The sequence below is a fragment of the Lysinibacillus sp. FSL K6-1151 genome, assembly GCF_038630755.1.
Taxonomy (GTDB): domain Bacteria; phylum Bacillota; class Bacilli; order Bacillales_A; family Planococcaceae; genus Lysinibacillus; species Lysinibacillus fusiformis_D.
Window position 1 is genome coordinate 3,278,260 of the sequence record NZ_CP152040.1, and the last position, 26,576, is coordinate 3,304,835.

Genomic DNA, 26,576 nt, shown 5'->3' on the forward strand with positions numbered 1-26,576 from the left:
CACTGTTTGGGGGCAGTTTGCTTATTAATTTGTAATTGTAACTGTTTGTAACGCGATTATATTGCCATCTTTATCATATGCCACAAACTGGATTTCATTATTGACTTTAAAGTCCTGCATCGTTTGTACAGTTTTCGTTAACATATAAACATGATCACTACGCTTTTGTAATTCAAATTGGACATCTCCACTAATCGAATTGTAGCGTACATTCATCTTATCAACGTTTTGACAATTACCATCAACTCGAGCGCTCATTGTAAGATAGCCTTTTCGTAGCGAAACGCTTGTTTCTTCAAATAAATCTTCCGGGTTGATACAGCTTGAAGCAGGTGTTTTACATAAAATAGTATCAATTAACTTCTGGAACACTTGATGCAATTTTAGATTATCAATCGCATGGAAATATGCTCCGCCAGTTTCTGTAGACAATTGCATTAATGTGGCATCATTTACTTGTGATTTTTTGCCCATACTTACAGTGTACACTTTAACGCCTTGCTTTTTCGCCTCATTAATAACCTTCGTCATTTTGGTTTTACTTGTTTTACCGTCAGATACTACGACAATCGCTTTGGCTGTTTTTGTATCATTTGAGAATTTTGTTAGTGCGATATCAATACCAGCAAAAATATCTGTCGCACCCTTCTCTTTGGATGCTTTGTAAAGATCTTTCTTCAGCACAGCATCTGTCGTCCCTTCACCAAGAACCGTTGCTTTTGTATTCGTTTCGATGACGATATTATTTTTTGCTTTCAATTGATTGATTAGCTCAATCATTTTTTTGCCACGATAATTCGTTGGATCAACTGCCTTCATAGAAGAAGAATAGTCGACTACATAGGCAATCTCTGTTGCTAACGAACATGAATTTTTACTAAAGTATGGATTAGTAAAAATATCTTTCGTTACTGTTTTATCTTTTAAACCCCTTAAAATTGTTGCATAGCGAGGATCTATTGGATTAACGAGTGTTGCCTCCACTTTTGATTTTCCATAAATAACTGAGTCAAAGTAGGCTACGGCCGTACCTGGGCTACCTGTATTATTTAATGGATCTGAAGTATTCGTAATGAATGAAGCTGTTTTTTCCACGCCATCATACTTAATTTTAACGGTTCCTTGATAATCCGTCACAGGCTCTCCACCAGGGCGAACTAAAGTCACCATAACTTTTGTATATCGATCTTTCCCAGATGGTCTTGAGGCTGCATCGGCACTTTCTTTCAATGCATCTACACGTTTTTTGTAGGCCTCTACTTGCCCAAGTAATTTCCCGCCTTGATATTTTAATAACACCGTACGGTCATAGTTACTTAAGTTAGTGAAGATAGCATAAATTTTCATCACACTATCATAGTGCTCTAATGTTAGATTTTTTTCATCTGGCATTTCTTTCATAAGTTGAATAATGGCGCCGACCGGATTAATATTTTCAACCTGTGATGCAATATCATCATCAATCCCTTGAACGCGATAAATTGGACGACCGTCTTCCGAAATCATATACATGATTTCAGTTTTAGCAGGTGTAGTCACAGAGTCGAGAAGACGACCTTTTATTAGTTCTTCAAATAAGAAAACGGAAATATCATAGTTTTCAAATTGTAATATTGCATGTTCATACCCTAATGCTGGATATCTAGGGTCAGATCCACCATAACGCAAATAGACATTTTGTACATTCCCCAAAGCATCTGTTACATTTGTTTGCTGCCCAATACTAAATAGCTTTTTATCCCCATCATAAGCAAAAGGAATTGGATCATACACATCAATTAAGTTTTGTGTGAAGAACTCTGGCAATTTTTCATAAGGGATATATGGAGGTGTCACATTGCCATTATCATCATCTGAATTTGCAGGATCATATACTTGATAATCAATACGTAATTCTGGCTGTGGTGCGTAACGAACTTCTGCATTTAGCTTCTCCCCAACAAGACATTTCATAGCTGGATCTGTATTATTCACTAGCTCAAAAGAGATAGTATCACGTACTGATTTAGTTAATGATGGTGCGATAACGATAGCTGATACAGTCGAGCCGTCAGATTGGACAGTTTTAACTGCTTCTCCAGATGTATCAACGATTGTGCCGTAAGATGACGTAACTTTGAACGTATACGATTTATCATCCGCAATCGGGTCACCATTACAAGCCTTTAGCGATACGGTCACAAGTGTAGAATCTACATCGTTCGCAATTAAATCTGGCTTTTCCACCACAATGCTTTGCAATGCATTATTAACATTGCTAGGACCAGTAAAATCATTGGAATTATCCTTTGGTACTTCAAAATCAGAACTGTTGGAGCCCATGAAACCAGGCGGTAAAGTGATACTGTCATTATCACGACCTGCTGCACTACGTTTTAATCCTTGTACAGCAAAATTGCCATTTTGAACAGCTCTATATAAAAAGGTTGCAACATCACCACGTGTTAGTTTAGTAGAAGGATTAAAACTAGCAAATGTTTTTTTGCCTGAACTACTTGTAGATAGTTCATTTGAATATAAATATTGTACAGCCTGTGGTTCATCTAAATCTAAGCCTTTAAAGGCAGCATAAATTCGAGCAAATTGGCCACGTGTAACGGCTTTTGTTCGATTAGCATTCACATTTGTACCATTAAACGGTAAATAAAAATCACTATAGAAATTATAAGCAACACTATCAATATATGATAATGCATAGTTACGATCCAGCTTAGCAAACATCAAGATAAGCTCTCGTTCCGTTACTTGTTCATTTGGTAAAAAGTTATTGGCATTGTTCAAAGACATTAGGTCATTGTCAACTGCCCAAGAAATAGCCTTATAATTATTGCTATTTGTAGGAACATCTTTAATTGTTGGAGCTGCTTGCGTGACGACAGGCGTTGCTGTCATCAGTATTAGCATGAAGCAAAGCGTAGTGAGCAGTGCTTTTTTTACATAGGTCATTTTTGTTCAGTCCTTTCCTTAGTTAAAGAACAATATATCATCACGATAGTTTTGCTTTAAGTCATCTTCTAAATATTTCAAGAAACGCTCTAGAACAACTGATGCCTCTGCACGAGTTAATGGTTTATTTGGATTAAAACGACCGGCCGAGTCGCCAATCATAAGACCAATTTCATTTGCAATATAGATGCCATCTCTTGCATAGTTTGGAATCTGGTTTTCATCTTTAAATTTCGTTATATAGCCAGGATTTGGTGCTCTATTTTCAAGGCCTAAGGCACGAACAAAAATAGTGGCAGCCTGTGCTCTTGTTATGGCACTATCTGGCTTAAAGTAATCAGCAGATACACCTTTAATTATCCCTTTGTTTAAGGCTGACTCTATATAACCATAATCTTTAACAGAACGCTTTAAATCTCTAAACACGCTTGTAGTTGCAGTCTTTTTCGATTTCTTTTCTTCAAACACACGTAAATCTACTGCTTTACCAATTGCTGTTGTAAAGTCTATGCGTTTCATCGGTGTGTTTGGAGAGAAGAAATTACTTGAATCTGAATAAATTCCTAGAGAATATAGCTTTTCAATGGCTTCTTTTGCGTAGTGATTAGTTAAATCACGGAATTTAGGAATAATAAGGCGCTCGATCGTTGGCATGTATTCTGTATCTAAATCAAGCGTACCTTTTTGTCCAGAAGATAAATCATAAGTGTATTCAGAAATAACATCCTTTTCACTTAAAACTGCATAGCCACCCTCAAAACTTCCTAAACTACCAAGGTTTTCTTCATAATTTAAAACACGTGATTTACTTGTAGACAAACGATTTTTCACATGGCTTGTCTTGCCATTACTATAGGAATAAACTGACTCTGTAATTTGTGTTTCTGTTGCTCCCCAAAAATTTTCATAGCCAGCATGTCGACTATCTGTTTCAATCGTTACTGTGTTTTGAACTGCGTTTTTTCCTTTTCCTGTTTCAAATGCATACGTTTTTCGCGAGATTACATTTCCTGAGTAATAATCAGAGGCTGCACGATTATCCGTAACCGTTCCTTGAGAAAATTGATAATCGACTAATGTATAAGTAATAGATCCAATCGTAATTTTCTCCGTATACTTTTTAACCTCACCATTGGATGTTTTTTGGCCGAGTACCGCATAATCTACTACATCAGATTCGTAGGCAATATTTCTTGTCAATGTAGCCCCATTGCTTGCCGTTAGCTTCATGCTATACGTTTCTGTTAACTTACCTTTGGATTCCTTTTGTGCAATTTTAAGATCTTTACTTGTTCCCTTAAAAATAACTGGTGTCCCTGACAGGAACACGGCTTCCTCATATGTATACTCGTTTTTTACAGCACCTGTTGTTTCTAATGAAGCAGCCGATGCATTGAACGGGATAGTAGTTCCAATTACAAAAATAACAAGAACTACCAACGTTATTTTGGATAAATATTTTTGCATTTGCTTTTCCTCTCTTTCACTGTGCATGAAGTGCATAATGAAGCTTGGTCTCATGACTAACAAAAAATCTGCTCGTCTATCGAATGTATTCAAGCCTATGCGAAGTACCTTCCTCTTTTCAGATCATGTATACATCGCCTTTTTGCAAATACTATTCGCATTAGACTCGCAGATTCTTTCTTTGTCTTTTATGCTAATCTACTAAAATAAAATGAGCTTTCACAAATCGATCGGATAAGACAACTAAACGATCGGATGGTTGTAAGTCAGAAGCTTGAATGACTTTTCCCGCTTTAATCAACGTCGCTTGGTCAATATTCACATTAACCATTTCACCCGCTTCATACCAACGACCATTTTGCCATTGGCTCACACTCTTGACATTTAGCACAGCAGGGTACGTAGATTTTACTGATTGTAGCTTCCCTGTCAGCATTAATGGAGCAACAGGTTTAGCATTATTTAAAATATGAAGTGCTTGTACATGCCCTTCCTTCACATAGAAGTAACCATAATCACCTTCAGATAAGTAAAGTTCAATATCCGGCATAACACTATACGTTTTATTGCCATCATCCACTAAAGCTTTTGTGGAATTACTTACTGACAGTACTGTACGTTCGGTTTTCTTGAAAACATTCGATTCAATTTTCATCGCATCGTCAATCTCAATTAAATAACCATCTGCTTGAGCTAAGCGTCCATAATATAATTCATGACCAGCTAAGTTAGGTGATATAAAGCTATCACTTGTCACTTGTACCACCTGTGCATAATGATCACGAGCAGCACCGTCTGTAATGACAAAAGCAGTACCATACGCCATCAGCCCAGTAGGTTCAATTAAACGCCCATTCCGAATTAAAATGGTACCATTATGGAAGTACATTGAGCCCGCTGTTTTTAGTTTCAACAGTTTATAATCTGTATCTACAGAAAGCATTGGCTCATAATACGTTCGCTCATTATTTTTCAATACTACAATCTTCTCAATGACTTCTTTCCCAAATTGTTTAACTGTCGCATAGTATGCTTCACTACCTATATAATTTTTCAGTTGACCTTTCTCTACTTTCGTATTGCCAACATATATTGGCACCTTGGATGTAAAAGACATTGTCGAAAGGTCATTTGTTGTTTGTGAGCCAAATTGCCAATTCACAAAGGCATGTTGGTTTTTCACGGTTAATTTATTAGCATTTGGATTGACTGCTTGTATTTCGCCTTTGTATAAGTTTTCCACTAAAGTACCTGTTTCACTAATGGCTACTTTCGTCACCACAGAGGTATTTTTATTTTTAAAACTTAATTTAACTCGATCTCCAACATATAACGCACTAATATCTGTTGCTGAAGAGCCTTTTTGATAATTGGTTTCTTTGTTTATATAGTAGGTTGTTTCTGCACCAACATCTGGTTTTACCATAATAAATAATCCATTTGGATCAATACTCGTTACGACACCAGCCGACGTTTTAACGCTACCTCCAGTTGATGTTCCATTCGTTTCTATTGGTGTATTAGATGTACCACGAAGTTCTACAACACTTCTTAAGGATATTTCAGCTTCCACTGCCATGCCCATTTTAAAGCCCTCAATAGTCGTAGACGTATTATTAATTGATAAACGAGTGTTCTTATTAATATTGAATGTGACTGTTCGTCCACGATCATTTTGCAATGTCACTTTGCTAAGCTGCTTTTCTATCGTACCATCTGGCTTTGTATATTCTGAATACGTTACATCGACAAAGGTCCCCGTCACCAATTGGGCTGCTTTTGCAGGTTGGCTAAAGGAAAAACCAATAACCATCAGTAACATCAGCATTAGTATGTATGAATACTTTCTCAAAAATCCTGCCTCCTTACTAAATATTAGTAATAGTATATCGTATTATTGGTAGTTTTTCTTATTCGAAAAGTTACATTTTAGAAGTTTCAAACATTCTTAAAAGTAAAGGTAGCTTTCAACTTCAAGCTACCTTGCCTGCATTACACTTGAATATCTATTGTATGTCCGGCTGTTGGATGTGGAGCATCTAACATTTCAACTAATTGTTCTGTGTTTTGTTGCTGCATATCCATAGCCTGTTTCGTAACAGCTAAAGATACATTTTGCATAAGTGTCGCTTGATTCATTGCCATTGATAAAGCTGCGATATCCATCTAGTCCACCTCCTATCTCATTTATCGGACAAATTGTTTAATCATCAAGCGTTTTTCCCAATTTTCTACTTATCTTACTGGTAAAAAGACAAAAAACATCTACTGTCCTAACGACTAGACACAATAGATGTTTTTACATTACATTTTATTTTCAATTGTTTCCCAAACTTCTTCAAAGCCAAGACCCGTTTCCGAAGAAAAGACAATAAGTGGATCACTTTTCTCCAGTTCCAATGTCTCTTTGACAATTTTTTTATGTTTATCCCATTTACCTTTTGGGATTTTATCTGCCTTCGTTGCAATAACAATACAAGGAATATTGTAGTGCTTTAAAAAATCATACATCATGCGATCATCTGCTGTTGGTGGGTGACGCAAATCTATAATTTGTACAACCGCTTTTAATTCCTGGCGCCCTGTAAAGTAACGCTCAATCATTTTTCCCCAAGCTTCGCGTTCAGACTTAGAAACCTTTGCATATCCATAACCCGGAACATCCACAAAAAATAATTGTTCTTCGATTTTATAAAAGTTAAGGGTTTGTGTTTTACCAGGCTTCGAAGAAATCCGCGCTAAAGCTTTACGTCCAATCATTCGATTAATGAAGGAAGATTTCCCTACATTCGAACGACCAGCTAATGCAAATTCTGGCAGTCCATCTTCTGGATATTGGTCTGGCCTTACCGCACTAATGACCATTTCGACATTATGGACTTTCATTTTTCTAAAAACCTCCGTCCAGTGCATAGGCTAATACTTCATCAGCCGACGACACTAGTTTAAATGTTAGTTGCTCACGCACACTGTCAGGAATATCTTCTATGTCACGTTCATTATCTTTTGGACAAATAATCGTTGTTAAGCCTGCACGGTGAGCACTTAATGTTTTTTCTTTTAGACCGCCAATTGGCAATACACGGCCGCGTAACGTAATTTCACCAGTCATACCTACCTCACGGCGAATCGGACGATGTAGAATCGCTGAGACAATAGCTGTTGCCATTGTAATACCAGCGGATGGTCCATCTTTTGGTACAGCCCCTTCTGGCACATGGATATGAATATCATGATTATCAAAATATTCTGCATCCACATTAAGTTGTTCCATTTTCGTACGAACATAGGATAATGCTGTCTGAGCAGATTCCTTCATGACTTCACCAAGTTTACCAGTTAGCTGTAACTTCCCTTTACCTGGTGTTAAGGATACTTCAATTTGAAGTGTATCTCCACCGACTGTTGTATAAGCAAGCCCTGTAGCGACTCCCACTTGATTTTCCTTTTCAGCCTGTCCATAACGGAAGCGATGTTTACCAAGTAATTCTTGTACAGACTTTGAGCTAACTGTTACTCGTTTTTTCTCACCAGATACAATTACTTTGGCGATTTTACGACAAAGTGTAGCAATTTGCCGTTCTAAACCACGAACGCCTGCCTCACGTGTATAATAACGTATAATGTCGAGGACTGCTTCATCCTTCATTACCACTTGTGTTTTTTTCAAGCCATGTTCTTTAAGTTGCTTTGGTATTAAGTGGTTTTTCGTTATTTGCGCTTTTTCAATTTCTGTATAACCTGCAATGGAAATCACTTCCATACGATCTAACAATGGTCCTGGAATACTGCTTAAATCATTGGCTGTTGCAATAAATAATACATTCGATAAATCATACGGTTCCTCAATATAATGATCACTAAATGTATTGTTTTGCGCAGGATCTAAAACCTCTAGCATTGCTGCTGCTGGGTCCCCTCTAAAATCATTCGACATTTTATCAATTTCATCCAATAAAAATACCGGATTAATGGTACCCGCTTTTTTCATTCCTTGAATGATACGTCCTGGCATTGCGCCTACATACGTTCGTCGATGTCCGCGAATTTCAGATTCATCACGCACGCCACCTAATGAAATACGAATAAACTTACGATCTAAGCTCTCCGCAATAGAGCGAGCTAACGATGTTTTCCCCACACCCGGTGGTCCTGCCAAGCATAAAATAGGTCCTCTAAGCGAATTTTTCAGCTGACGCACAGCTAAATACTCCAAAACTCGTTCTTTGACTTTTTCTAATCCATCATGATCTCGATTTAAAATATTCTCAGCATGGGCAATATTCATGCGATCTTCTGTTGAATTTGTCCATGGTAATGAGATGAGCCAATCGATGTAATTGCGAATAACGCCGCTTTCTGCACTGGCACTTGGTATTTTTTCATATCGATCTAATTCTTTCAGTGCCGCCTCTTTTGTTGACTCTGGCATACCCGCTTCGTCAATACGCTTACGCAATTCCGCTACTTCTCCAGTCTTCCCTTCGCGGTCTCCCAGCTCTGTTTGAATAGCTTTCATTTGCTCACGCAAATAATATTCCTTCTGCGTACGCTCCATTGATTGCTTTACTTTAGAATTAATTTTCTTTTCTAAATCTAACACTTCTTGTTCATCGTGCAAACGAATAATTAAGTGATCTAATCGTTTTTTTACATTCAGCATTTCCAATACTTCTTGCTTATCCGCAATCTTAAATGGTAAATGAGAAGCAATGATATCTGCTAAACGGCCAGGCTCTTCAATATCTGTTACAGTGTTGATGGTTTCAGTCGTAATCTTATTGGAGGATTTTGCATATTTTTCAAAATACGTCATTAAGGTACGCATCAATGCCTGCGTTTCTACATCTTTATCTATTGACTCCTCTTTTACGTCAACATCCACAACAGTATACTTCTCTAGCGCACGGTAGTTATTCCAGGTAGCACGCGATACCCCTTCTACTAGTATACGCAATGTGCCATTTGGTAATTTTAGCATTTGTTTAACAAAAGCCATCGTACCAACTGCATACAAATCTTGCTCTTCTGGCTGTTCATCGTGCATTTCTTTTTGTGTCACCAATAAAATCATTTGGTCCTCTAACATCGCCTGCTCTAGCGCCGCTACAGAACGATTTCTACCCACATCAATATGTAACACCATCGATGGGTATACTAAAAGTCCACGTAAAGGCAATAATGGTACATTTGTTGTTTTTTGTATTGTCACCATGCGGGCATTCACCTCCGTCAAAATTTTCATGTTCACATCCCGCGCTACTAGTATGTGTTTAAAAAATTGATTCACACTAGTTATTGAAGCGAGCCAAAAATTTCTTCAAGTTACAGCTGGCTTTATGTAGGAATGAATAAAAAGCTGACTGTCGATATGTGCGAATATTGCACAATCGAAGTCAGCTAATTACTCTCTATCTCACAACGGTAGACAGCCACATCTATTCGTTATGCTGAAGTTTTAGTGTCGCTACCTTCATCGAGTTCAGTGCCATCTTCAAGAAGCAATTTCGGTTTTTCTTTATCCGTAATTGTTTTTGCTGTAATGATACATTTTTTTACGTCTTCACGGGAAGGCAATTCGTACATTACATCAAGCATTGTTGACTCAATAATTGAACGAAGACCACGCGCACCTGTTTTACGCTCAATCGCTTCCTTCGCAATTGCCACAAGAGCCCCTTCATCAAATTCAAGCTCAACACCATCTATTTCAAGCATTTTTTGATACTGCTTAGCTAGTGCATTTTTTGGCTCCGTTAAAATTTGTACAAGTGCAGCTTCATTTAATTGCTCTAGACTCGCAAGTACAGGTAATCGACCAATGAACTCTGGTATTAGACCAAATTTCAGTAGATCCTCAGGAATCAGCTTGGACATGATAGAACCTTCATCAACTTCTACTTTATTCGGATCTGAACCGAACCCAATTACTTTTTCCCCTTGTCGGCGTTTAATGATAGTTTCAATACCATCAAATGCACCACCAACAATGAAAAGAATATTGGTTGTATCAATTTGTAAAAACTCTTGATGAGGGTGTTTTCGTCCTCCTTGTGGTGGAACACTTGCAACTGTTCCTTCTAAAATTTTAAGGAGTGCCTGCTGAACACCTTCGCCAGAAACATCTCGTGTAATCGATGGGTTTTCTGACTTTCGTGCAACTTTATCGATTTCATCAATATAGATAATCCCTTTTTCAGCACGCTCGATATCATAATCTGCTGATTGGATTAGCTTTAATAAAATATTTTCTACGTCCTCACCGACATAACCTGCTTCAGTTAGTGAGGTAGCATCCGCAATTGCGAATGGAACATTTAATATACGTGCTAACGTTTGAGCTAATAAAGTTTTACCGCTACCAGTTGGGCCGATTAACACAATGTTCGATTTTGCTAATTCAACATCATCAATTTTACTGTTCGTATTGATGCGTTTATAGTGATTGTAAACTGCGACTGCCAATGCTTTTTTAGCACGCTCTTGTCCAATTACATACTCATCTAGAATCGTTAGGATCTCTTTCGGTTTTGGGATATCTTGGAATTCGATTTCCTCTTCTACACCTAGTTCCTCTACAACGATTTCGGAACAAAGCTCGATACATTCATCACAAATATAAACACCTGGACCTGCAACTAATTTACGTACTTGTTCCTGTGGTTTTCCACAGAATGAGCATTTTAAATTGCCTTTTTCATCATTAAATTTGAACAATATGTTTCACCCCTATTCAAGCAACAATCTTACAAGATTATTGAACCTTTATCAAATAAATTGTCTGCATCATTTACTGCTCGGCGTTCCTGCCTACATAGATTATAACGCATCGTCATGTACTTTACTTCATTTGTCTCCTGAAGCACTGTAGAAACCTGTTACCTTTGCCACCTTACGCGCTATAAAGTTACGGCTCTTCACTCCAGTTATACAAAAGAATAACTGATCTCTATTTATAAATCTACTACATGCATGGACCGAGGGCTTTTTTCATTCAAAAAAATAAGTCATGTTAATAAGATCTATCTGAATGAAGTTAAATTTAGCATCGTATCAATTTCGCCTTGACGCAAGGTCATCTAAATTTTAAATTGTGCTAGCACCTTTAATTTCTCGAAACCTGTCAATGGCTCTATCTTCATTCAGTGATTGGACACACACTACAAAGTCTATATAGAATACAACACTCCCCCTAAAGAGAAGAGGTCTTTTGTACTGAATCTATACTTTCAGTACAAACATCTGCTGAATGAAAATAAAAACTAAAACAATACTATGTATAAGTGAAGTAAAAAGAGAACTAAACTTTAAGGGGACTGATTTTAAGAGTTTATGTGATAAAACAAGGCACGGATTAATGCCGTACCTTGTTTTTTTTAACTATCTAATTACACAAAAACCTATTCAGTAATTTTAGCGTTTTCTACTAAAAATTCAACTGTTTTTTGGATTTTGATGTCGTTTTCAAGTACTGCTGTTCCACCTAAAGCACCTGTGATTTGATCTTTTGTCATGTTGAATTGAGCAGCCATTTTTTCTAATTCTGCTTCAATATCAGCTTCAGTTGCCTCAATTTTTTCAGCTTCAGCAATCGCTTCAAGTGTTAATGACACACGTACACGGCTTTCTGCTTCTTCTTTCATTTGGCCACGTAGATCTTCTTCTGATTGACCAGAGAATTGATAGTAAAGATCTAAGTTCATACCTTGCGTTTGTAAGCGTTGACCGAACTCTTGTAACATACGATCAGTTTCAGAGTTAATCATACCTGCTGGCACTTCAAATTCAGCATTTTCAGCAGCTTTTTCTACTAGCTCATCACGAAGAGCTGCATCTGATTCTGCTACTTTTTGCTCTGCAGTTTGTTCTTTAATTTTAGCACGTAAAGCTTCTACGCCTTCCACTTCTGGATCAATTTCTTTTGCGAATTCATCATTTAACTCTGGAAGAACTTTTGTTTTAACTTCTTTCACAGTTACTTTGAACGTAGCTTCTTTACCAGCTAATTCAGCTGCATGGTATTCTTCTGGGAATGTCACAACAACATCTTTAGATTCGCCAGCTTTTACACCTACTAATTGCTCTTCAAACCCAGGAATGAATGAACCTGAACCGATTTCTAGTGGATAGTCTTCACCTTTACCACCTTCAAAAGCTTCTCCACCTACGAAACCTTCGAAGTCGATTACAGCTGTATCACCATCTACGATTGCTTCGTCTTCTTTAATTTCTAGCTCAGCTTTACGAGCTAATTGTTCTTGAATTTGAGCATCCACTTCTTCATCTGTTACTTCTACTGGAAGTTTAGATACTTCTAGACCTTTGTAGTCACCAAGCTTTGGTTCTGGTTTCACTGTTACTTGTGCAGTGAAAGTGAAGTCTTGGCCATGTACAAAGTTTTCTGTACCAGAGATTTCTGGGTAATCAACTGGCATAATTCCAGCATCATCAATTGCTTTTGCATAAGAATCAGGAACGATGATTTCTAATGCATCTTGGTATAGAGATTCGATACCAAAACGTTGTTCAAACATTTTACGAGGCATTTTACCTTTACGGAAACCTGGTACGTTAATTTGTTTTACAACTTTTTTGAACGCTTGGTCCATTGCTGCATCTACTTCTACAGCAGGTACTTCGATTGTAAGAGTACCGATATTACCTTCTTGTTTTTCCCATTTTGCTGACATGTATAAATACCTCCAAATAAATAATCAAGTTTAGATGTTAGACAATTCATTCGTAACTACGATTTTGACAACCATTTTAGTATAACATAGATGAGTATAGTTTCAACTTATTTCATACCTAATGTAGTTCTGTTAGCTTTTCTAACATTTGTAAAAAGTCGATGAGTTCATAGTCCATTTCCTGCACATTACCTAGCATCGCTGAGACAAAATCAATATAACTATAGGCAACATCATCGGCTTCGAATGGATGCCATTCAAACGGATACGTTACAATAGCATGTTTCGCCATTAAATATTGTACCATTTCTAATGTCGTTGGGTCTTGTTCTAGCTTCTTTTCTATTATATTTTTTATCTCGCCATACTGTGGTAGCTGGTTAGGTAATACTAACTGGACAGGATTAACGTTTTTGGTTTGCTTAAATTTGGCTATGGTAACGTCAATGGCTACTTCTTGTTCCACTAATAAAATTAATGCCAAGCTCTGGACAAAAGGATGAATCGTTGAACATTCAATAATCGCTTTTAGTGCCGTTTTTAATTGTCTTACATTTGTATCCATCAGACGATGTAAACGAATGGATTGTTCATTTGGAGTAAGCGCACAAAATTTCTCCAGCTCATATTCCTGTTCCTCTATTAAAAGCTGAGCATTTTCTCTTTTTTCTAGATTTTTAGACACTTCTCTATTTAAACTCTTCAATCGTTCAAATTTCTCCACTTGATCATGAGGCAATACATTTTCTTCAAGAAGCGTCGTAATTAATGTCTCAACCTGATGGTATTCTTTCAACTGCATACATATTGTAATGTACAATTCCATCACTTCCACATAAAGTGTCGTTCCCATCGTAAATAACTGTTCACAAACACCTTTCGCTTTGTCATAGTCTTTTAATTCATATAAAGCAAAGGCATATGCACTGAGTGCAAATTCATCTCCCGCTTCATAGACAAATGCCTTTTCAAAACTGGCTACCGCCTTTTCATATTGATAATTCTCAGCAAACATATGCCCTTCACGTAGTAACGTTTGGACAGTGCCAGGAAAAACAACAATATTGTCATGTTTAAGAACATGACGCTTTCGTTTTGTCATTTTTCTCACCTCTTTATTTCTATTTTTCATTTCGGTTATTTACTAAAAAATCCACAAGTTTCTTATTTTTAACAAAAAATCATTGCTTTACATTCATATTTTGTAATAAATTGTATTATAATTAGAATAATCTAAAATTTATTACAAATTGCGGACGCTCTTTATTAATGTCTGCTACTTCAAGAAAATCAAGTTCTTAATAAGGAGTGGAATCCATGCAATTACTAGATACAATCACAGAATTTGATCATTGTATCTCATCTGCATTTGAGGCATTATCAATTAAAGTCATTTCATTTTCTACAGCGGACGGACCTTTTCAAGATAAGCCGATAGAATTTGAATTTTTAACACGCACCAAAATTGACGTCTATACGCAAGAAGCCTGCACCTATATTTTACGTATTCAAGGGTGTATTCCTGGTTCTATTGCACTTGGTCATCAAAATGAATCACTTGCCATTATTCCTCAAAAAGTAAACATTGAATGTAACTACAAGCTGTTACATGTTGATAAAAAAGATATGCAGCAAATTTTACAACATCCTGAGCCAAATCATCATTACAGTGAATGGCTTATTGATGCAATCAAAAATACCCACATTCTTGTCGAGTTAAAAACAAATCAGCACACCCTTATTGAATGGCCCATCGGCATAAAAGCGGCAATCATCGTCTAACTAGACTAAGACATACTTAAATAGGTATGTCTTTATTTATTGTTCACATTTAAGCTTTACCATTTTGTAGCGTTTCTATCATAACAACTTTCTGTAGTTTCTGGAAATAATATTGTAAAAGTTATATTGGTAATTAGCCACGTATCCTTTCTTCATATAAATGAAGGTTTCAAATTGCTCCATTCGAAATAAAAAAGGCTATAATATATAGTACAAAAATGATGATGGGGGCTTTCTCAAATATGAACATTAAAGAAACATTACAGTCTTTTTCTACAATGACACTTTCTGAACGACAGGCACTTATGCTACAGCATAGTGATTGGTTATTACAAGAAATGTTAGCTCATATCGGCTCAGTTGATGCAGAATTACGCGACCACCTAATTTATCGGACTTTCATTGAATTACTAAGTGACAATTTATTAACTCCCCAACAACTACACTATTTATTTGAAACAGCAATTAGCGAGGATTTCTTATATTTACATATTGGTGAAAAAGCTACAGATAGCGTCTTTACTCGTTCATTTTCTGCTTTACTTGTAGCAGGGCTTCTTGCAAAGGATGCTGAATTATTAGTTTTAAACGATGATGACTTACACATTTTCTTTAAAAAAATCGGACGCTATCTATTATTGGAGCAAGATATAAGAGGTTATGTACAGGATAAAGGATGGGCACATAGCATTGCACACGGTGCTGACTTAGCTGCAACGACCATTAAACATCCAAAATTCGATTTACAATACGCACCATCAATCTTACACGCATTAAAGCTTGTAACTTGGAAGGACAATGTCTATATCAATGATGAAGAGGAGCGCTTAATCAACATAGTTGACGCACTATTACAACAAAATTATTCCGAAGAAGCACTAATAGAGTTTGTAGAGCAGGCTTTTGATAGATTTGAAATGCATTTAATGACACAAGGTTATAATAATTCCTTCTTTAGTGGGCGCACCTGTACCTTAAACTTTATGAAAACATTGTATTTTTCGTTGAAAATGAATAATAAAGCACATCAACTGCAAAACACGATTTATGGGCAAGTTTCTAAATGGCTAAAGCTCGGGGATTGACAGTCAACTTCAAAAATGCTGATTTACTACATTTCCTTCTCCATAACTTAAAAATTTTCTAAAACACCAGCAAACTAGGACAAGTCTTAGTTTGCTTTTTTACTTTTCAGATAGAATAAACAAAGTAAAAAATTGGATATTAAAGAAAAGCAATAATTATATTAACATAATTAATAATCCCCTCCAATTATTCCCTTATTGCAAATTCCTTACATTGAAAATTCATCCTATAGTTTCCACACAACGCTATTGCGTGTACTCCTTTTTTTAAAAAAAGGCAAACAAAAAGTGTTGTAACGACTTATTAGGCGCTGATTTTATTACAAAACAGCGTCCAAAATGTGAAATGCTATTTTTCACAAAAAAATTTATTTACTTAGGTAAACATGAGGAATCCAGTATTTTCAACGTTTCCACAGTGTTTATTAATAAAAACCTATAAATACCAATACTAAAATAACGATTTTCGTTCAAAAAATGTTCAAATTCGGTGTCGTCTTACTATCATTTTCATAACAAAATTATGTTTTTTCTTAAAAACAGGGCGTATAATCCAATGTGCAAACAACGACAAAATGTGACAATCGTAGTCAGGCAAGTACGTCTTTAGAAACGATTGCACATCGCTTTGATTTTGCTAACGCTTGCATCACATCAATCAACACTAGATTTTATGTTTCATATTGAACCATGCCATTGTAAATTCTTATGCTGTTGATTGATACTCCAAGATAAAAGAGGTGACCTCAGTATCTACTATTTGTAAATGTGAGACTGACAAAAAACACATGAATTTTATGAATAGCCGTTCTTATAGAAAGGAGTCAAACATGAAGAAAAAATTAAGTTTAATGTTTGTAGCATTGAGTGCGCTTGCTCTTCTTGCTGGTTGTGAACCATTAACAGTGTTCAACCCAAAAGGACCTAATGCCGAAACATTATCAAACACAATTATCTTATCCATTATTACAATGGCCTTTATATTACTAGTCGTGTATGTGCTTTTAGCCTTTATGCTAACAAAATATCGCGCATCAAAAGCATCTGCAGATTATGAGCCTCCTCATGAAGAGGGTAGCCATCTTCTTGAAATTACATGGACAGTAATTCCAATTATTATCGTAGCTTTCTTAGCTGTTGTTACAGTAAGAACAACTTCTACAGTAGAAGCCCAACCTGCGGGTTATGACGATAAGGAGCCTTTAGTTATTTATGCATCATCATCAAACTGGAAATGGCACTTCAGTTATCCTGAAGAAGGTGTTGAAACAGTTAACTATGTAAACATTCCAGTGGATCGTCCAATAGAGTTTAAGCTTTATTCATTTGGTCCAATTACAAGTTTCTGGATTCCTCAATTAGCAGGTCAAAAATATGCCATGAGTGATATGTTAACAACGATTCACTTGGCTGCAGATGAAGTTGGTTCATTTATGGGACGTAACTCTAACTTTAATGGTCGTGGCTTTGCAGAAATGGAATTTGAAGCACAAACTATGACGCAAGAAGATTTCGATCAATGGGTTGCTGATGTCAAAGCAAAAGAAGCACCATTAACTGAAGAAAAATTTGACGAGCTATTAGAGGCGGAGCATGTTGGTCGCCAAAGCTTCTCATCTACACACTTAGACTTCAGACCAGCTCCAATGGAACATGGTAAACACATGAATATGGATGACATGGATCATGAGGATATGTCTGAAGAGCATTCAGGACATCACTAATTTTTTATTCGAACGAATATTTACATTTATTTTTAATTTTGAAAGGAGCGCATCCAATGAGTATGGAAGAATTATTCCATCCAATGCAAGAACCGATGATTTTAGCGGCAGCTATTAGTATCGTAGTTGGTGCAGTGGTTATCGTAGCAGGCCTTACTTATTTCAAAAAATGGGGCTATTTCTACAAAAACTGGCTATCAACTGTTGACCATAAAAAAATCGGGATTATGTATATCGCAGTAGCCTTATTAATGCTATTCCGCGGTGGTATCGATGCACTGTTAATGCGTGCACAAACAGCCGTTCCAGATAACGGACTTCTTGATGCACAACACTATAATGAAATTTTCACAACACACGGTTTATTAATGATTCTTTTTATGGCGATGCCATTTGTGATCGGCTTAATGAACATTGTCATTCCACTTCAAATCGGTGCACGTGACGTTGCTTTCCCACGTCTAAACGCTGTCAGCTTCTGGCTATTTGCAGCAGGTGCTGGTTTATTAAACTTATCATTCATTATCGGTGGTTCACCAGACGCTGGTTGGACAGCCTACTTCCCTCTTGCAAGTACGGAATTTAGTCCGACTGTAGGGAATAACTATTATTCTTTAGCACTTCAATTATCAGGTATTGGTACTTTAATGACAGGTGTTAACTTTATCACGACGATCATTAAAATGCGTGCCCCTGGTATGACATTAATGAAAATGCCAATGTTTTCTTGGTCTATTTTAATTACAAACATTATTATCGTATTCGCGTTCCCAGTATTAACTGTAGCGCTTGCACTTATGATGTTTGACCGTCAATTCGGCACAAAATTCTTTGCAATGCAAGACGGTGGTATGGATATGCTTTGGGCCAACCTATTCTGGGTTTGGGGACATCCTGAGGTTTATATCGTTATCCTACCTGCTTTCGGTATTTTCTCAGAAATCATTGCAACGTTTGCACGTAAAAACTTATACGGTTACAAATCAATGGTGATGAGTATGGTGGTCATTTCCCTACTATCATTCGTAGTTTGGGCCCACCACTTCTATACAATGGGTCACGGTGTAATGGTTAACAGTGTTTTCTCTATTACAACAATGGCAATCGCAGTTCCTACTGGTGTTAAAATATTTAACTGGCTACTCACAATGAGGCACGGGAAAATTCAATTTACAACACCGATGCTTTATGCACTTGGCTTTATTCCTATCTTCACTATTGGTGGGGTTACAGGGGTTATGCTCGCGATGGCAAGTGCCGACTACCAATATCATAATACGATGTTCTTAGTTGCCCACTTCCACTATGTATTAATTCCAGGTACAGTATTTGGTGTACTTGCAGGTTACCACTACTGGTGGCCAAAAATGTTCGGTTTCCGTTTAAATGAAAAATTAGGGAAAGCTGGCTTTTGGTTCATTGCCATTAGCTTCAACGTAACATTCTTCCCACTATTTATTCTAGGTTTAGATGGTTATGCTCGTCGTATGTACACTTATTCAGAGTCTACTGGTTATGGTCCATTGAACATGTTATCGTTCGTCGGTGCGCTAGGACTTGCAGTCGGCTTTGCATTAATTGTTTATAACATTTACTACAGCTGGAAACATATGCCTCGCAATGAAAAGGCAGATGTTTGGGATGGTCGTACACTTGAGTGGGCTACACATTCTCCAGTACCAGAATATAACTTTGCCGTAGTGCCTACTGTTACTCGCTTAGATGAGTTTTGGTTCGCGAAAAAAGAAGGTCGCGATATTACTGCAGGTCCAATCGAAAAAATTCACATGCCAAATAATACAGGCACACCATTCTGGATGAGTGGATTCTTCTTCCTTGCAGCATTCTTCGCTGTATTCAATCTATGGATTCCAGCCATCATCAGTATGCTTGGTGTATTTGGCTTCATGATCCATCGTTCATTCGAAAAAGATCATGGTCGTTACATTTCAGTTGAGGAAGTAATGGCAACTGAAAAAAGCTTGAGAGGTGATAAATAATATGAAAATCGATTCTTCACTTCCATTAGAATATAGTACAGAGGAAAACCGTCTAAAAATCTTTGGTTTCTGGATTTTCCTCGGCGCCGAAATCGTGTTATTTGCCACACTATTCACAGTGTATTTCACACTTCATACACGTACAGGTAGTGGCCCAAATGGTGCCGAAATTTTCGAATTAACTCCAGTGCTATGGGAAACATTCTTATTATTAACAAGTAGTTTCACAATTGGTCTTGGTGTTCATGCAATGCGTATTGGTCGTAAAAAAGCGATGATGACATTCTTTATCATCACTCTTTTACTAGGTCTTGGCTTCTTAGCTATTGAGATTGATGAATTTGTCACTTATGTACACGAAGGTGCGACAATTCAAACAAGCGCATTCTTATCGTCCTTAATGACTTTACTTGGAACGCACGGTGCCCACGTAACATTCGGTTTCTTCTGGGGCGTAGCTATTTTAATCCAAGTGGCTAAACGTGGTTTAAATCCACAAACAGCGAACAAAGCGTTTATCTTCTCATTGTACTGGCATTTCCTAGACGTTGTTTGGATTTTCATCTTCAGCTTCGTCTACTTGAAAGGACTGATTAGCTGATGAAGGAATTATTCCCAAAACAACATGTGATGGGCTTCGGCTTCTCACTATTACTAACAATTGTAGCTTTAGCTGTTGTTAAATTCGATATGTCTCTTAATATGGCATTTGGAATTTTACTAGTAACTGCCCTTGCACAAGCAACTGTACAATTAGTATTATTCATGCACATCGGTGAATCTGAAGATAAGAAAACGTTGTATACAACGATTTTATATTCAGTATTCGTAGGTGTAGTCACAATCATTGGTACATTATTCGCCATGATCTGGGGTTATAATTAATCCATTACATCAGGGCATTATCGCGATCAGCGGACACTTAAATCTCTGCAGAACAAAGATAATCAAAAAAGCTGTCCCAAGCTATTGTCATTGGACAATTGCTTGGTGACAGCTTTTTCCTTTTTAATTATGGCTTCTGTACCTTTATTAATTTTCACATGTTTATCACGTGCAGTTGTGAAAAGAATGTTATTTTTTAATAAAAGATTAGTCTTTTTTAAAAAATAACGAAACTTTTCCTTTTTTAGGGCGTATAGTAGTAGATAGTGTTTTTTACCAAGAATAGGAGATGAAAGTAATGAAGAAAATTTTTAAAGTATTAGCAGTTGGGACACTAGCATTGACACTTGCAGCTTGTAACTCGAGTGCTACCCCTACGAAAGACACAACTAAAACAAGCAAACTCACTTTAGAACAAGTGTATGACAAAGCAGTGGACCGCCAGGCTGACATTAAAAGTGCAAGTGCCAATATGGACATGACACAGGTAACAAAGGTTGGATCTGGTAAAGAGGCTATGGAATTTTCTATCGACTCTAAAATGGACATGGACATCATTGTTGACCCACTTGCAATGCATTTGTCAGGTTCAATGTCGATGCCCGATATGATGAGTGAAGGCGAAGAAACAACGGACATGCCAATAGAAATGTACATGAAGAAAGACACTGGTCTTTTCATGAAAGATATGACAACTGATAGCTGGATCAAGCTACCTGATGAGAATTTTGATGAGATTTTAGATCAAACGGCTGCTTCTGCAGATGCGAAAGAACAGCTAGAACATCTAAAAAAATTCATTGGTGATTTTAAATTTGAACAAACAGACGATGAGTATGTCCTTACTTTAGAAGCAAAAGGCGATAAATTTAAAGAGCTAATTGATTCTGAGATCACTAAATCTATCGAGGATATGGGATTAGAAGAAAATCCAATGGATCAATTAACAATTGAAAAAATCAACTATGTATTACACATCGATAAAGAGACTTTCGATACAAAAAAAATGGATATGAATTTTGATTTAAAAATGGCCGTAGAAGGTGACGAATTAGTCATGAATACAAAATCAGTCGTTACTTACACTGATTTCAACCACCTAAAAACAATTGATATTCCTCAAAGCATTATTGATAACGCTCAAACAATCGAATAATAATGAAAAAACCTGCTTGTCTACTAGCACAAGCAGGTCTTTTTTATTCAAAAAATTAACGGACAATTAGCACATCACATAGAGCATAGCGCACTACTTTCTCTGCAACAGATCCTAACATCATTTTCTCCATACGATTTAACCCTGTTGCACCACAGACAATTAAGTCCACATTCGGTAATTGCGTTAAAATACCTTTTGGTGAGCCTGCTTCTACTACAGATTCCACGGTTTTGACTCCTGTCTGCAATGCCTCTTTTTCCAACTGTTCCATTTTTACAACGTTTTCTTTCTTTAGTTCCTCCGCATATTTCAAATCATATGCAGATACCGCTCCAAATGATTTTGTATCAATGACGTTCACTAATTGCAAAATAGCATTGTGTTGCATGGCTAAGTGACTTGCTCGATCCAATGCTTTTAATGATTGTTCCGAGAAATCAATTGCCACTGCGATTTTAAGATAATTAGCCAATGTTAGTCCTCCCCATTCCTTATACCCTTCTATGTCTTCACAAATAGTATATCACAATGGTATCCGATATAGTTTATCGTCCTGTGACTGTGGGCTTCCTCGACCATCTGTATTATTGCTAATAAAATAAAGAAATGCGTCATCCACAAAGACATCACGAATTCTTCCAAATTCCGACAATCGTTCAATATATTTGTTTTCTTTCACAGCAAACGCTAAAACTGCACTACCTCTTAAAGCTGCGACATATAATTGATCATCCATCATATCAATGCCAGATGGTGCCCACGTTTTAGAAGTACCTGATGTAAAGAGAGGTGTGATCATACCTTGCTGTTTTTTTGTTCCTTCAATATCGGGCCAGCCATAATTCTTCCCCTTCTCGATTATATTAATTTCATCGTTTGCGGCATTGCCATGCTCACTGGCATACATCGTACCATCTGTTGCCCAGGTCAAGCCCTGTGGATTTCGATGTCCATAGCTGTATACATAGGACTGTGGAAAAGGATTATCGTTCGGTATGGAGCCATCCAAATTGATGCGTAAAATTTTTCCCTCTAGAGCATCTATATTTTGTGCTAAGGAAGGTTGCGTCGCATCACCTACTGTTGCATACAGTTTACCATCAGGCCCTATTTTTAAACGACCACCATGATGATATGTACCACTCTTTATTCGATCTATGATAAGATCCGTTTCTAACCACTTATTATCGTTCAAGGTTAATGTAACAATTCTATTAAACTGCTCGCTTCCTTCAACATACGTATAATAAGCAAAGGCAATCTGTTTGTCTGAAAAATTAGGTGCTAATACAAACCCCAATAAACCAGCTTCTGGCGCTGTTGAAAGCTCCTTATCGAGGATGACCTGTTGCCTGTCAACTGCTCCTCCTTCCTCAATTTTCACAATACTACCAGGCCTTTCTGCTACATAAAAAACAGTACCATTTTTTTGAATCGACCATGGTGTTTGCAATTGATTTGCTAGTATTTCTACTGTTGAATTTATTGAAGGAGCCATGCGCGTTTCCTCTTTTTCTAAACCTCCGTCATTCTTGTCCTTAGGTGGCGCGCAAGCAACACATAAAACCATTACTAGCAGTAATAGTGGCATGATACATTTCATTGTTGTTCACCCTTTCATTTTTAATGCATTAAGAAAATAGAAAAAGACGCCCCTAGACGTCTCTTAGTGTTGAAAAACAAAACGATCTATAGAAATTTTGTGAAAGGTAAAAATAGATTTCCGTTGCAGGCTACTTGCTTTCCTGTGGGCGAGCGCCGAGCCGCTTCCTCCGCTACCGCTCCGTGCAGGGGCTCGCCTGTCTCGCTATCCCACGGGAGTCAAGTAGCCTTCCACTCCAATCCATAAAGATGTTTCTTTTTAACAAAGGTTTTCAAATAAAGCGAAGGTGTTCCCTACTCTTTATGAAGAGGTGTTGTCACGCATCACTTCTCCACATTGAAAATAAGGAGCTTTCCTTTCTCTCATCAGGCAAATAAGGAGCGATTTTGATCGTGACGGCTCGTATGAAAGAGAAAGAAAAGCCACTTTTGCCAAATGGTTGATTGAAGTGGAGCCAGCGTCACTCCTAGGGGATTTAGCGTCACAGCTGAGACCCTGGAGCGAACGGAAGTGAGTGAAGCGGCTCAGCGGACGCCCCCTGGAAAGGACGCTGGCGGAACGGAAATCAACCCCTCGCTAAAAGTTCTTTTTCTGCTATTGACATGATCTTATTTCAACAACATGAGACGTCCCCTAGACGTCTCTTTTATTACCTTTTATACCTTCAAAAGTGATTATTTCACCAAATGCTTTTGTTTTCGCTAACACATCAAGATACGCTTCTTTTCGATGGATGAGTCTTTCTTGTTGCAATTTCTGATGGGAATGTTGAAAATCATCTATAGCTATTTTGTCCATAAACTCACCTCTTCTAGTAGTGTACGTTAACACTATTATAATGTTGGAAAATTCTTACGACAATTCTATTTCTATTTTTGATTACAAGTTCCCAATAATAAAAAGGAAAAAAGGCATATAATTTTAGCCATTAGCTATTCAAATTTATCTAGCTAATGCATAAAAAAAGGTAGCACTTTTTCTTCAACAGCTTGTTCGCCTGCTTGAATCCATCTACTTTTATCGTGAATATACCCGTCTTTATCAAGCGGAGTTTGGAATTGACTAACACCAGTTGCATCAAGTAAAGACCCCTCATCATAATCTAGACCTATATTCTCAACATGCTTAATGACAAATGGTTTTTGAAAACGAATTTGGGCATCCTCATTATCAAGTTCCCCTGATGTTACGATAAAGGGAACACGCAAATAAATAGTTTCCCCTGCCTCTTTCCATAATATCGAATCGAAGCTTCCTTTATAATACTCCCAATTCCCACCAATCGTAAAACCTCGATTGGCAATTTTATCACGTAAATAGCCGAAACCAATCTCTTTTCCAACAATTTTTGAATCAAATTGTAGCAATTTGTATTCTCCTCCTTTCACTCGATAAAAGTCTAACCTAAAAGGTGGCATTACAAACTAGTTATGATGTAATTATGATTGCCAAAAAAGTCTCGAAACTTTTTTAAATCAAAGTTTCGAGACTTTTGTAAGTTATTTATAAAGGCACTGAAATCTTTCGATGCAAAACATATTTAGCAGCTTCTACATACTCTGTGGCAGCCCTTTGACTGACTGCGGCTGTTGGAGCAATACTTTCAAAGCCATGATAGCAACCTGGGTATAAGTGGAATTCGACATCTACTCCAGCCTGACATAGCTTTGTCACATATTGTAAAGTCTCGTCACGGAATGGATCTAATTGACCAACACATGTATACGTAAACGGTAATCCTGATAAATCATCTGCTCTAGCTGCTGCGGCATATGGTGACACATTGTCGCTGCCGTTCTCTCCACTCAAATACATTTCCCAGCCTTTTTGATTGAGCGAGTGGTTCCAGATCATATGTCCCGTAATTTCTAATGAAGATGGTGTGTTATTCCGATCATCTATCATTGGATATAGAGGCATTTGGAAACTAAGCTTTGGATAATTACGATCTCGAGTAAGTAATGCGAGTGCAGCTGTGAGACCTCCTCCAGCACTTGCTCCAGCAATTCCTAAACGACTGGGATCAATCCCTAATTCGTCCGCATGATCTGCTACCCATTTTAACGCAGCATAACAATCTTCAAGTGGTGCTGGATAAGGATGTTCAGGAGCAAGTCGATAGTCTACAGATACAACCACACACTTCGCTTCATTAACAAAGCGCTGACAAAGCAAATCATCTCCTTCTGGAGCACCTAAGACATAGCCGCCGCCATGAATCCATAGTAGCCCTGGGGAAATTTCTTTCTGCTCTTTTGACTTATAAATACGAATGCGAAGAGAATCGTTGTCATCAGGCCCTTGAATCACTTTATTTTCAACTGTTATCTGTTCATCTATCGGAGCTGGCACAGCAACGGCTGCCATTCCTTCTCTTGTTGCCTGTACATTATCTAAATCTAATGGGGGGAAAATTGCTAACGTTTCTCTTAGTTCTGAATCAATACGATGTTCCATTAAAATTCTTCCTTTCTTATTTAAAATATTTTTTACGATGTTAAACCGCCATCAATTGGTACGACAGCGCCATTCACATAAGAGGCTTCCTCCGAAATTAAGAAAGCGATTACATTTGCGATTTCAGAAGCATCTGCTAATCTTCTTAGGGGGCCGTTTTCCTCTGGACTGGACGTTAAGCCCTTTGTCATATTAGTCATTACACCACCTGGACAAATAGCATTTACTCGTATACAGCTAGGACCATATTCAATGGCAGCAGTTCTAGTTAACCCAATAACACCGTGCTTACTAGCAGCATAGCCGCCTAAATAGGGTTGTCCTTGTATTCCTGCCGCTGAAGAAGTATTCACGATGACACCTGACTGTTGTTGCTCCATCTCTTTTAATACATATTTTAAGCCTAAAAAAGTTCCTTTTAGATTGACCGAAATGACGTTATCAAATGTCTCTTCCTCTAAATCTGCTAGTAAAGATGGCGGGCTTAACACACCTGCATTATTGATGAACGCATCAATTCTACCAAACGCTTCTTTTGCAGCCTCCACATATTTCTTCACGTCTTGGCTTTTAGAAACATCTGCGTGGACAAAGATAGCCTGTTGTTGATGTTCCTTCACAGCGTGTAGTGTGTCTTGACCACTTTTCTCATCAAAATCTACTAATACTAATGCCTTGTCCTGTGTGGCTAGTAATTTTGCTGTTTCTCTCCCTATACCATTTCCTGCACCTGTAATAATGACTACTTGTTGTCCCATATTGATATATGCTCCTCTCT

Annotated in this window: 22 protein-coding genes; 7 read left to right on the plus strand and 15 right to left on the minus strand. The window is 37.4% G+C overall.

The genetic code is table 11. The annotated features are described in order from the left end of the window. Positions 1-24 precede the first annotated feature (24 nt). From MHI04_RS15775 to MHI04_RS15815, 9 genes are all read right to left on the minus strand, one after another. Positions 25-2,946 (minus strand): VWA domain-containing protein, encoded by a 2,922-nt coding sequence (locus tag MHI04_RS15775; protein ID WP_340811802.1) that lies wholly within the window; start codon positions 2,944-2,946, stop codon positions 25-27. An 18-nt stretch (positions 2,947-2,964) separates the two neighbouring features. Then, positions 2,965-4,413, minus strand: coding sequence for an S-layer homology domain-containing protein (locus tag MHI04_RS15780; protein ID WP_036123969.1), 1,449 nt, complete (start codon positions 4,411-4,413; stop codon positions 2,965-2,967). 193 nt (positions 4,414-4,606) lie between these two features. Further along, positions 4,607-6,265, minus strand: a complete 1,659-nt coding sequence (locus MHI04_RS15785) for a hypothetical protein (RefSeq protein ID WP_036123966.1) — start codon at positions 6,263-6,265, stop codon at positions 4,607-4,609. A 140-nt stretch (positions 6,266-6,405) separates the two neighbouring features. After that, the gene (locus tag MHI04_RS15790) at positions 6,406-6,579 is read right to left on the minus strand and encodes a YjfB family protein (RefSeq protein ID WP_082673761.1); all 174 of its coding nucleotides are present in this window, start codon (positions 6,577-6,579) and stop codon (positions 6,406-6,408) included. A gap of 138 nt (positions 6,580-6,717) precedes the next feature. After that, positions 6,718-7,299, minus strand: coding sequence for a ribosome biogenesis GTP-binding protein YihA/YsxC (gene yihA / locus MHI04_RS15795; RefSeq protein WP_036123963.1), 582 nt, complete (start codon positions 7,297-7,299; stop codon positions 6,718-6,720). Positions 7,300-7,303: 4 nt separating this feature from the next. Next, positions 7,304-9,628 carry an endopeptidase La gene (gene lon, locus MHI04_RS15800; RefSeq protein ID WP_058844880.1) on the minus strand — a complete coding sequence of 775 codons (2,325 nt, stop codon included), beginning with the start codon at positions 9,626-9,628 and terminating at the stop codon, positions 7,304-7,306. Positions 9,629-9,858: 230 nt separating this feature from the next. Then, entirely contained in the window at positions 9,859-11,130 is a 1,272-nt protein-coding gene (gene clpX / locus MHI04_RS15805; RefSeq protein ID WP_036123956.1) for an ATP-dependent protease ATP-binding subunit ClpX, read from the minus strand. Positions 11,131-11,813: 683 nt separating this feature from the next. Then, positions 11,814-13,103 carry a trigger factor gene (gene tig / locus MHI04_RS15810; RefSeq protein WP_036123952.1) on the minus strand — a complete coding sequence of 430 codons (1,290 nt, stop codon included), beginning with the start codon at positions 13,101-13,103 and terminating at the stop codon, positions 11,814-11,816. A 118-nt stretch (positions 13,104-13,221) separates the two neighbouring features. Then, positions 13,222-14,205 carry a DUF3196 family protein gene (locus tag MHI04_RS15815; RefSeq protein ID WP_058844879.1) on the minus strand — a complete coding sequence of 328 codons (984 nt, stop codon included), beginning with the start codon at positions 14,203-14,205 and terminating at the stop codon, positions 13,222-13,224. Between the two features lie 215 nt (positions 14,206-14,420). Between MHI04_RS15815 and MHI04_RS15820 the strand changes: the two genes are divergently transcribed. From MHI04_RS15820 to MHI04_RS15850, 7 genes are all read left to right on the plus strand, one after another. After that, on the plus strand, positions 14,421-14,885 hold the full coding sequence (locus MHI04_RS15820; RefSeq protein WP_036123947.1) for a hypothetical protein: 465 nt from the start codon (positions 14,421-14,423) through the stop codon (positions 14,883-14,885). A 242-nt stretch (positions 14,886-15,127) separates the two neighbouring features. Next, positions 15,128-15,970: a DUF2785 domain-containing protein gene (locus MHI04_RS15825; protein WP_058844878.1), complete on the plus strand. Its 843-nt coding sequence runs from the start codon at positions 15,128-15,130 to the stop codon at positions 15,968-15,970. A gap of 830 nt (positions 15,971-16,800) precedes the next feature. Then, the gene (gene qoxA / locus MHI04_RS15830; protein ID WP_036123941.1) at positions 16,801-17,694 is read left to right on the plus strand and encodes a cytochrome aa3 quinol oxidase subunit II; all 894 of its coding nucleotides are present in this window, start codon (positions 16,801-16,803) and stop codon (positions 17,692-17,694) included. 56 nt (positions 17,695-17,750) lie between these two features. Continuing rightward, positions 17,751-19,694: a cytochrome aa3 quinol oxidase subunit I gene (qoxB, locus tag MHI04_RS15835; RefSeq protein ID WP_205444708.1), complete on the plus strand. Its 1,944-nt coding sequence runs from the start codon at positions 17,751-17,753 to the stop codon at positions 19,692-19,694. 1 nt (position 19,695) lies between these two features. Then, positions 19,696-20,295, plus strand: coding sequence for a cytochrome aa3 quinol oxidase subunit III (gene qoxC, locus MHI04_RS15840; RefSeq protein ID WP_004226587.1), 600 nt, complete (start codon positions 19,696-19,698; stop codon positions 20,293-20,295). After that, positions 20,295-20,579 (plus strand): cytochrome aa3 quinol oxidase subunit IV, encoded by a 285-nt coding sequence (gene qoxD, locus MHI04_RS15845; RefSeq protein ID WP_004226585.1) that lies wholly within the window; start codon positions 20,295-20,297, stop codon positions 20,577-20,579. The genes qoxC and qoxD overlap by 1 nt, the downstream gene beginning before the upstream one ends. 298 nt (positions 20,580-20,877) lie before the next feature. Continuing rightward, positions 20,878-21,735, plus strand: coding sequence for a DUF6612 family protein (locus MHI04_RS15850; protein ID WP_036123935.1), 858 nt, complete (start codon positions 20,878-20,880; stop codon positions 21,733-21,735). A gap of 55 nt (positions 21,736-21,790) precedes the next feature. Here MHI04_RS15850 and MHI04_RS15855 read toward each other — a convergent pair whose 3' ends face one another. From MHI04_RS15855 to MHI04_RS15880, 6 genes are all read right to left on the minus strand, one after another. Further along, the gene (locus MHI04_RS15855; protein WP_036123932.1) at positions 21,791-22,210 is read right to left on the minus strand and encodes a universal stress protein; all 420 of its coding nucleotides are present in this window, start codon (positions 22,208-22,210) and stop codon (positions 21,791-21,793) included. A 51-nt stretch (positions 22,211-22,261) separates the two neighbouring features. Beyond that, on the minus strand, positions 22,262-23,341 hold the full coding sequence (locus MHI04_RS15860; RefSeq protein ID WP_342535008.1) for a PQQ-dependent sugar dehydrogenase: 1,080 nt from the start codon (positions 23,339-23,341) through the stop codon (positions 22,262-22,264). Between the two features lie 633 nt (positions 23,342-23,974). Then, positions 23,975-24,139 (minus strand): hypothetical protein, encoded by a 165-nt coding sequence (locus MHI04_RS15865; protein WP_186436205.1) that lies wholly within the window; start codon positions 24,137-24,139, stop codon positions 23,975-23,977. Positions 24,140-24,291: 152 nt separating this feature from the next. After that, on the minus strand, positions 24,292-24,708 hold the full coding sequence (locus MHI04_RS15870) for a YugN family protein (RefSeq protein WP_036128457.1): 417 nt from the start codon (positions 24,706-24,708) through the stop codon (positions 24,292-24,294). A 136-nt stretch (positions 24,709-24,844) separates the two neighbouring features. After that, the gene (locus MHI04_RS15875) at positions 24,845-25,798 is read right to left on the minus strand and encodes an alpha/beta hydrolase (RefSeq protein ID WP_058844355.1); all 954 of its coding nucleotides are present in this window, start codon (positions 25,796-25,798) and stop codon (positions 24,845-24,847) included. A gap of 32 nt (positions 25,799-25,830) precedes the next feature. Then, on the minus strand, positions 25,831-26,556 hold the full coding sequence (locus MHI04_RS15880) for an SDR family oxidoreductase (RefSeq protein WP_342535009.1): 726 nt from the start codon (positions 26,554-26,556) through the stop codon (positions 25,831-25,833). Positions 26,557-26,576 lie beyond the last annotated feature (20 nt).

Coding starts and splice junctions, on each gene's coding strand:
- MHI04_RS15775 (WP_340811802.1), bottom strand. CDS start 2,946: ATGACCTATGTAAAAAAAGCACTGCTCACTACGCTTTGCTTCATGCTA.
- MHI04_RS15780 (WP_036123969.1), bottom strand. CDS start 4,413: ATGCAAAAATATTTATCCAAAATAACGTTGGTAGTTCTTGTTATTTTT.
- MHI04_RS15790 (WP_082673761.1), bottom strand. CDS start 6,579: ATGGATATCGCAGCTTTATCAATGGCAATGAATCAAGCGACACTTATG.
- yihA (WP_036123963.1), bottom strand. CDS start 7,299: ATGAAAGTCCATAATGTCGAAATGGTCATTAGTGCGGTAAGGCCAGAC.
- lon (WP_058844880.1), bottom strand. CDS start 9,628: ATGGTGACAATACAAAAAACAACAAATGTACCATTATTGCCTTTACGT.
- tig (WP_036123952.1), bottom strand. CDS start 13,103: ATGTCAGCAAAATGGGAAAAACAAGAAGGTAATATCGGTACTCTTACA.
- MHI04_RS15815 (WP_058844879.1), bottom strand. CDS start 14,205: ATGACAAAACGAAAGCGTCATGTTCTTAAACATGACAATATTGTTGTT.
- MHI04_RS15820 (WP_036123947.1), top strand. CDS start 14,421: ATGCAATTACTAGATACAATCACAGAATTTGATCATTGTATCTCATCT.
- MHI04_RS15825 (WP_058844878.1), top strand. CDS start 15,128: ATGAACATTAAAGAAACATTACAGTCTTTTTCTACAATGACACTTTCT.
- qoxA (WP_036123941.1), top strand. CDS start 16,801: ATGAAGAAAAAATTAAGTTTAATGTTTGTAGCATTGAGTGCGCTTGCT.
- qoxB (WP_205444708.1), top strand. CDS start 17,751: ATGAGTATGGAAGAATTATTCCATCCAATGCAAGAACCGATGATTTTA.
- qoxC (WP_004226587.1), top strand. CDS start 19,696: ATGAAAATCGATTCTTCACTTCCATTAGAATATAGTACAGAGGAAAAC.
- qoxD (WP_004226585.1), top strand. CDS start 20,295: ATGAAGGAATTATTCCCAAAACAACATGTGATGGGCTTCGGCTTCTCA.
- MHI04_RS15850 (WP_036123935.1), top strand. CDS start 20,878: ATGAAGAAAATTTTTAAAGTATTAGCAGTTGGGACACTAGCATTGACA.
- MHI04_RS15860 (WP_342535008.1), bottom strand. CDS start 23,341: ATGAAATGTATCATGCCACTATTACTGCTAGTAATGGTTTTATGTGTT.
- MHI04_RS15865 (WP_186436205.1), bottom strand. CDS start 24,139: ATGGACAAAATAGCTATAGATGATTTTCAACATTCCCATCAGAAATTG.
- MHI04_RS15875 (WP_058844355.1), bottom strand. CDS start 25,798: ATGGAACATCGTATTGATTCAGAACTAAGAGAAACGTTAGCAATTTTC.
- MHI04_RS15880 (WP_342535009.1), bottom strand. CDS start 26,556: ATGGGACAACAAGTAGTCATTATTACAGGTGCAGGAAATGGTATAGGG.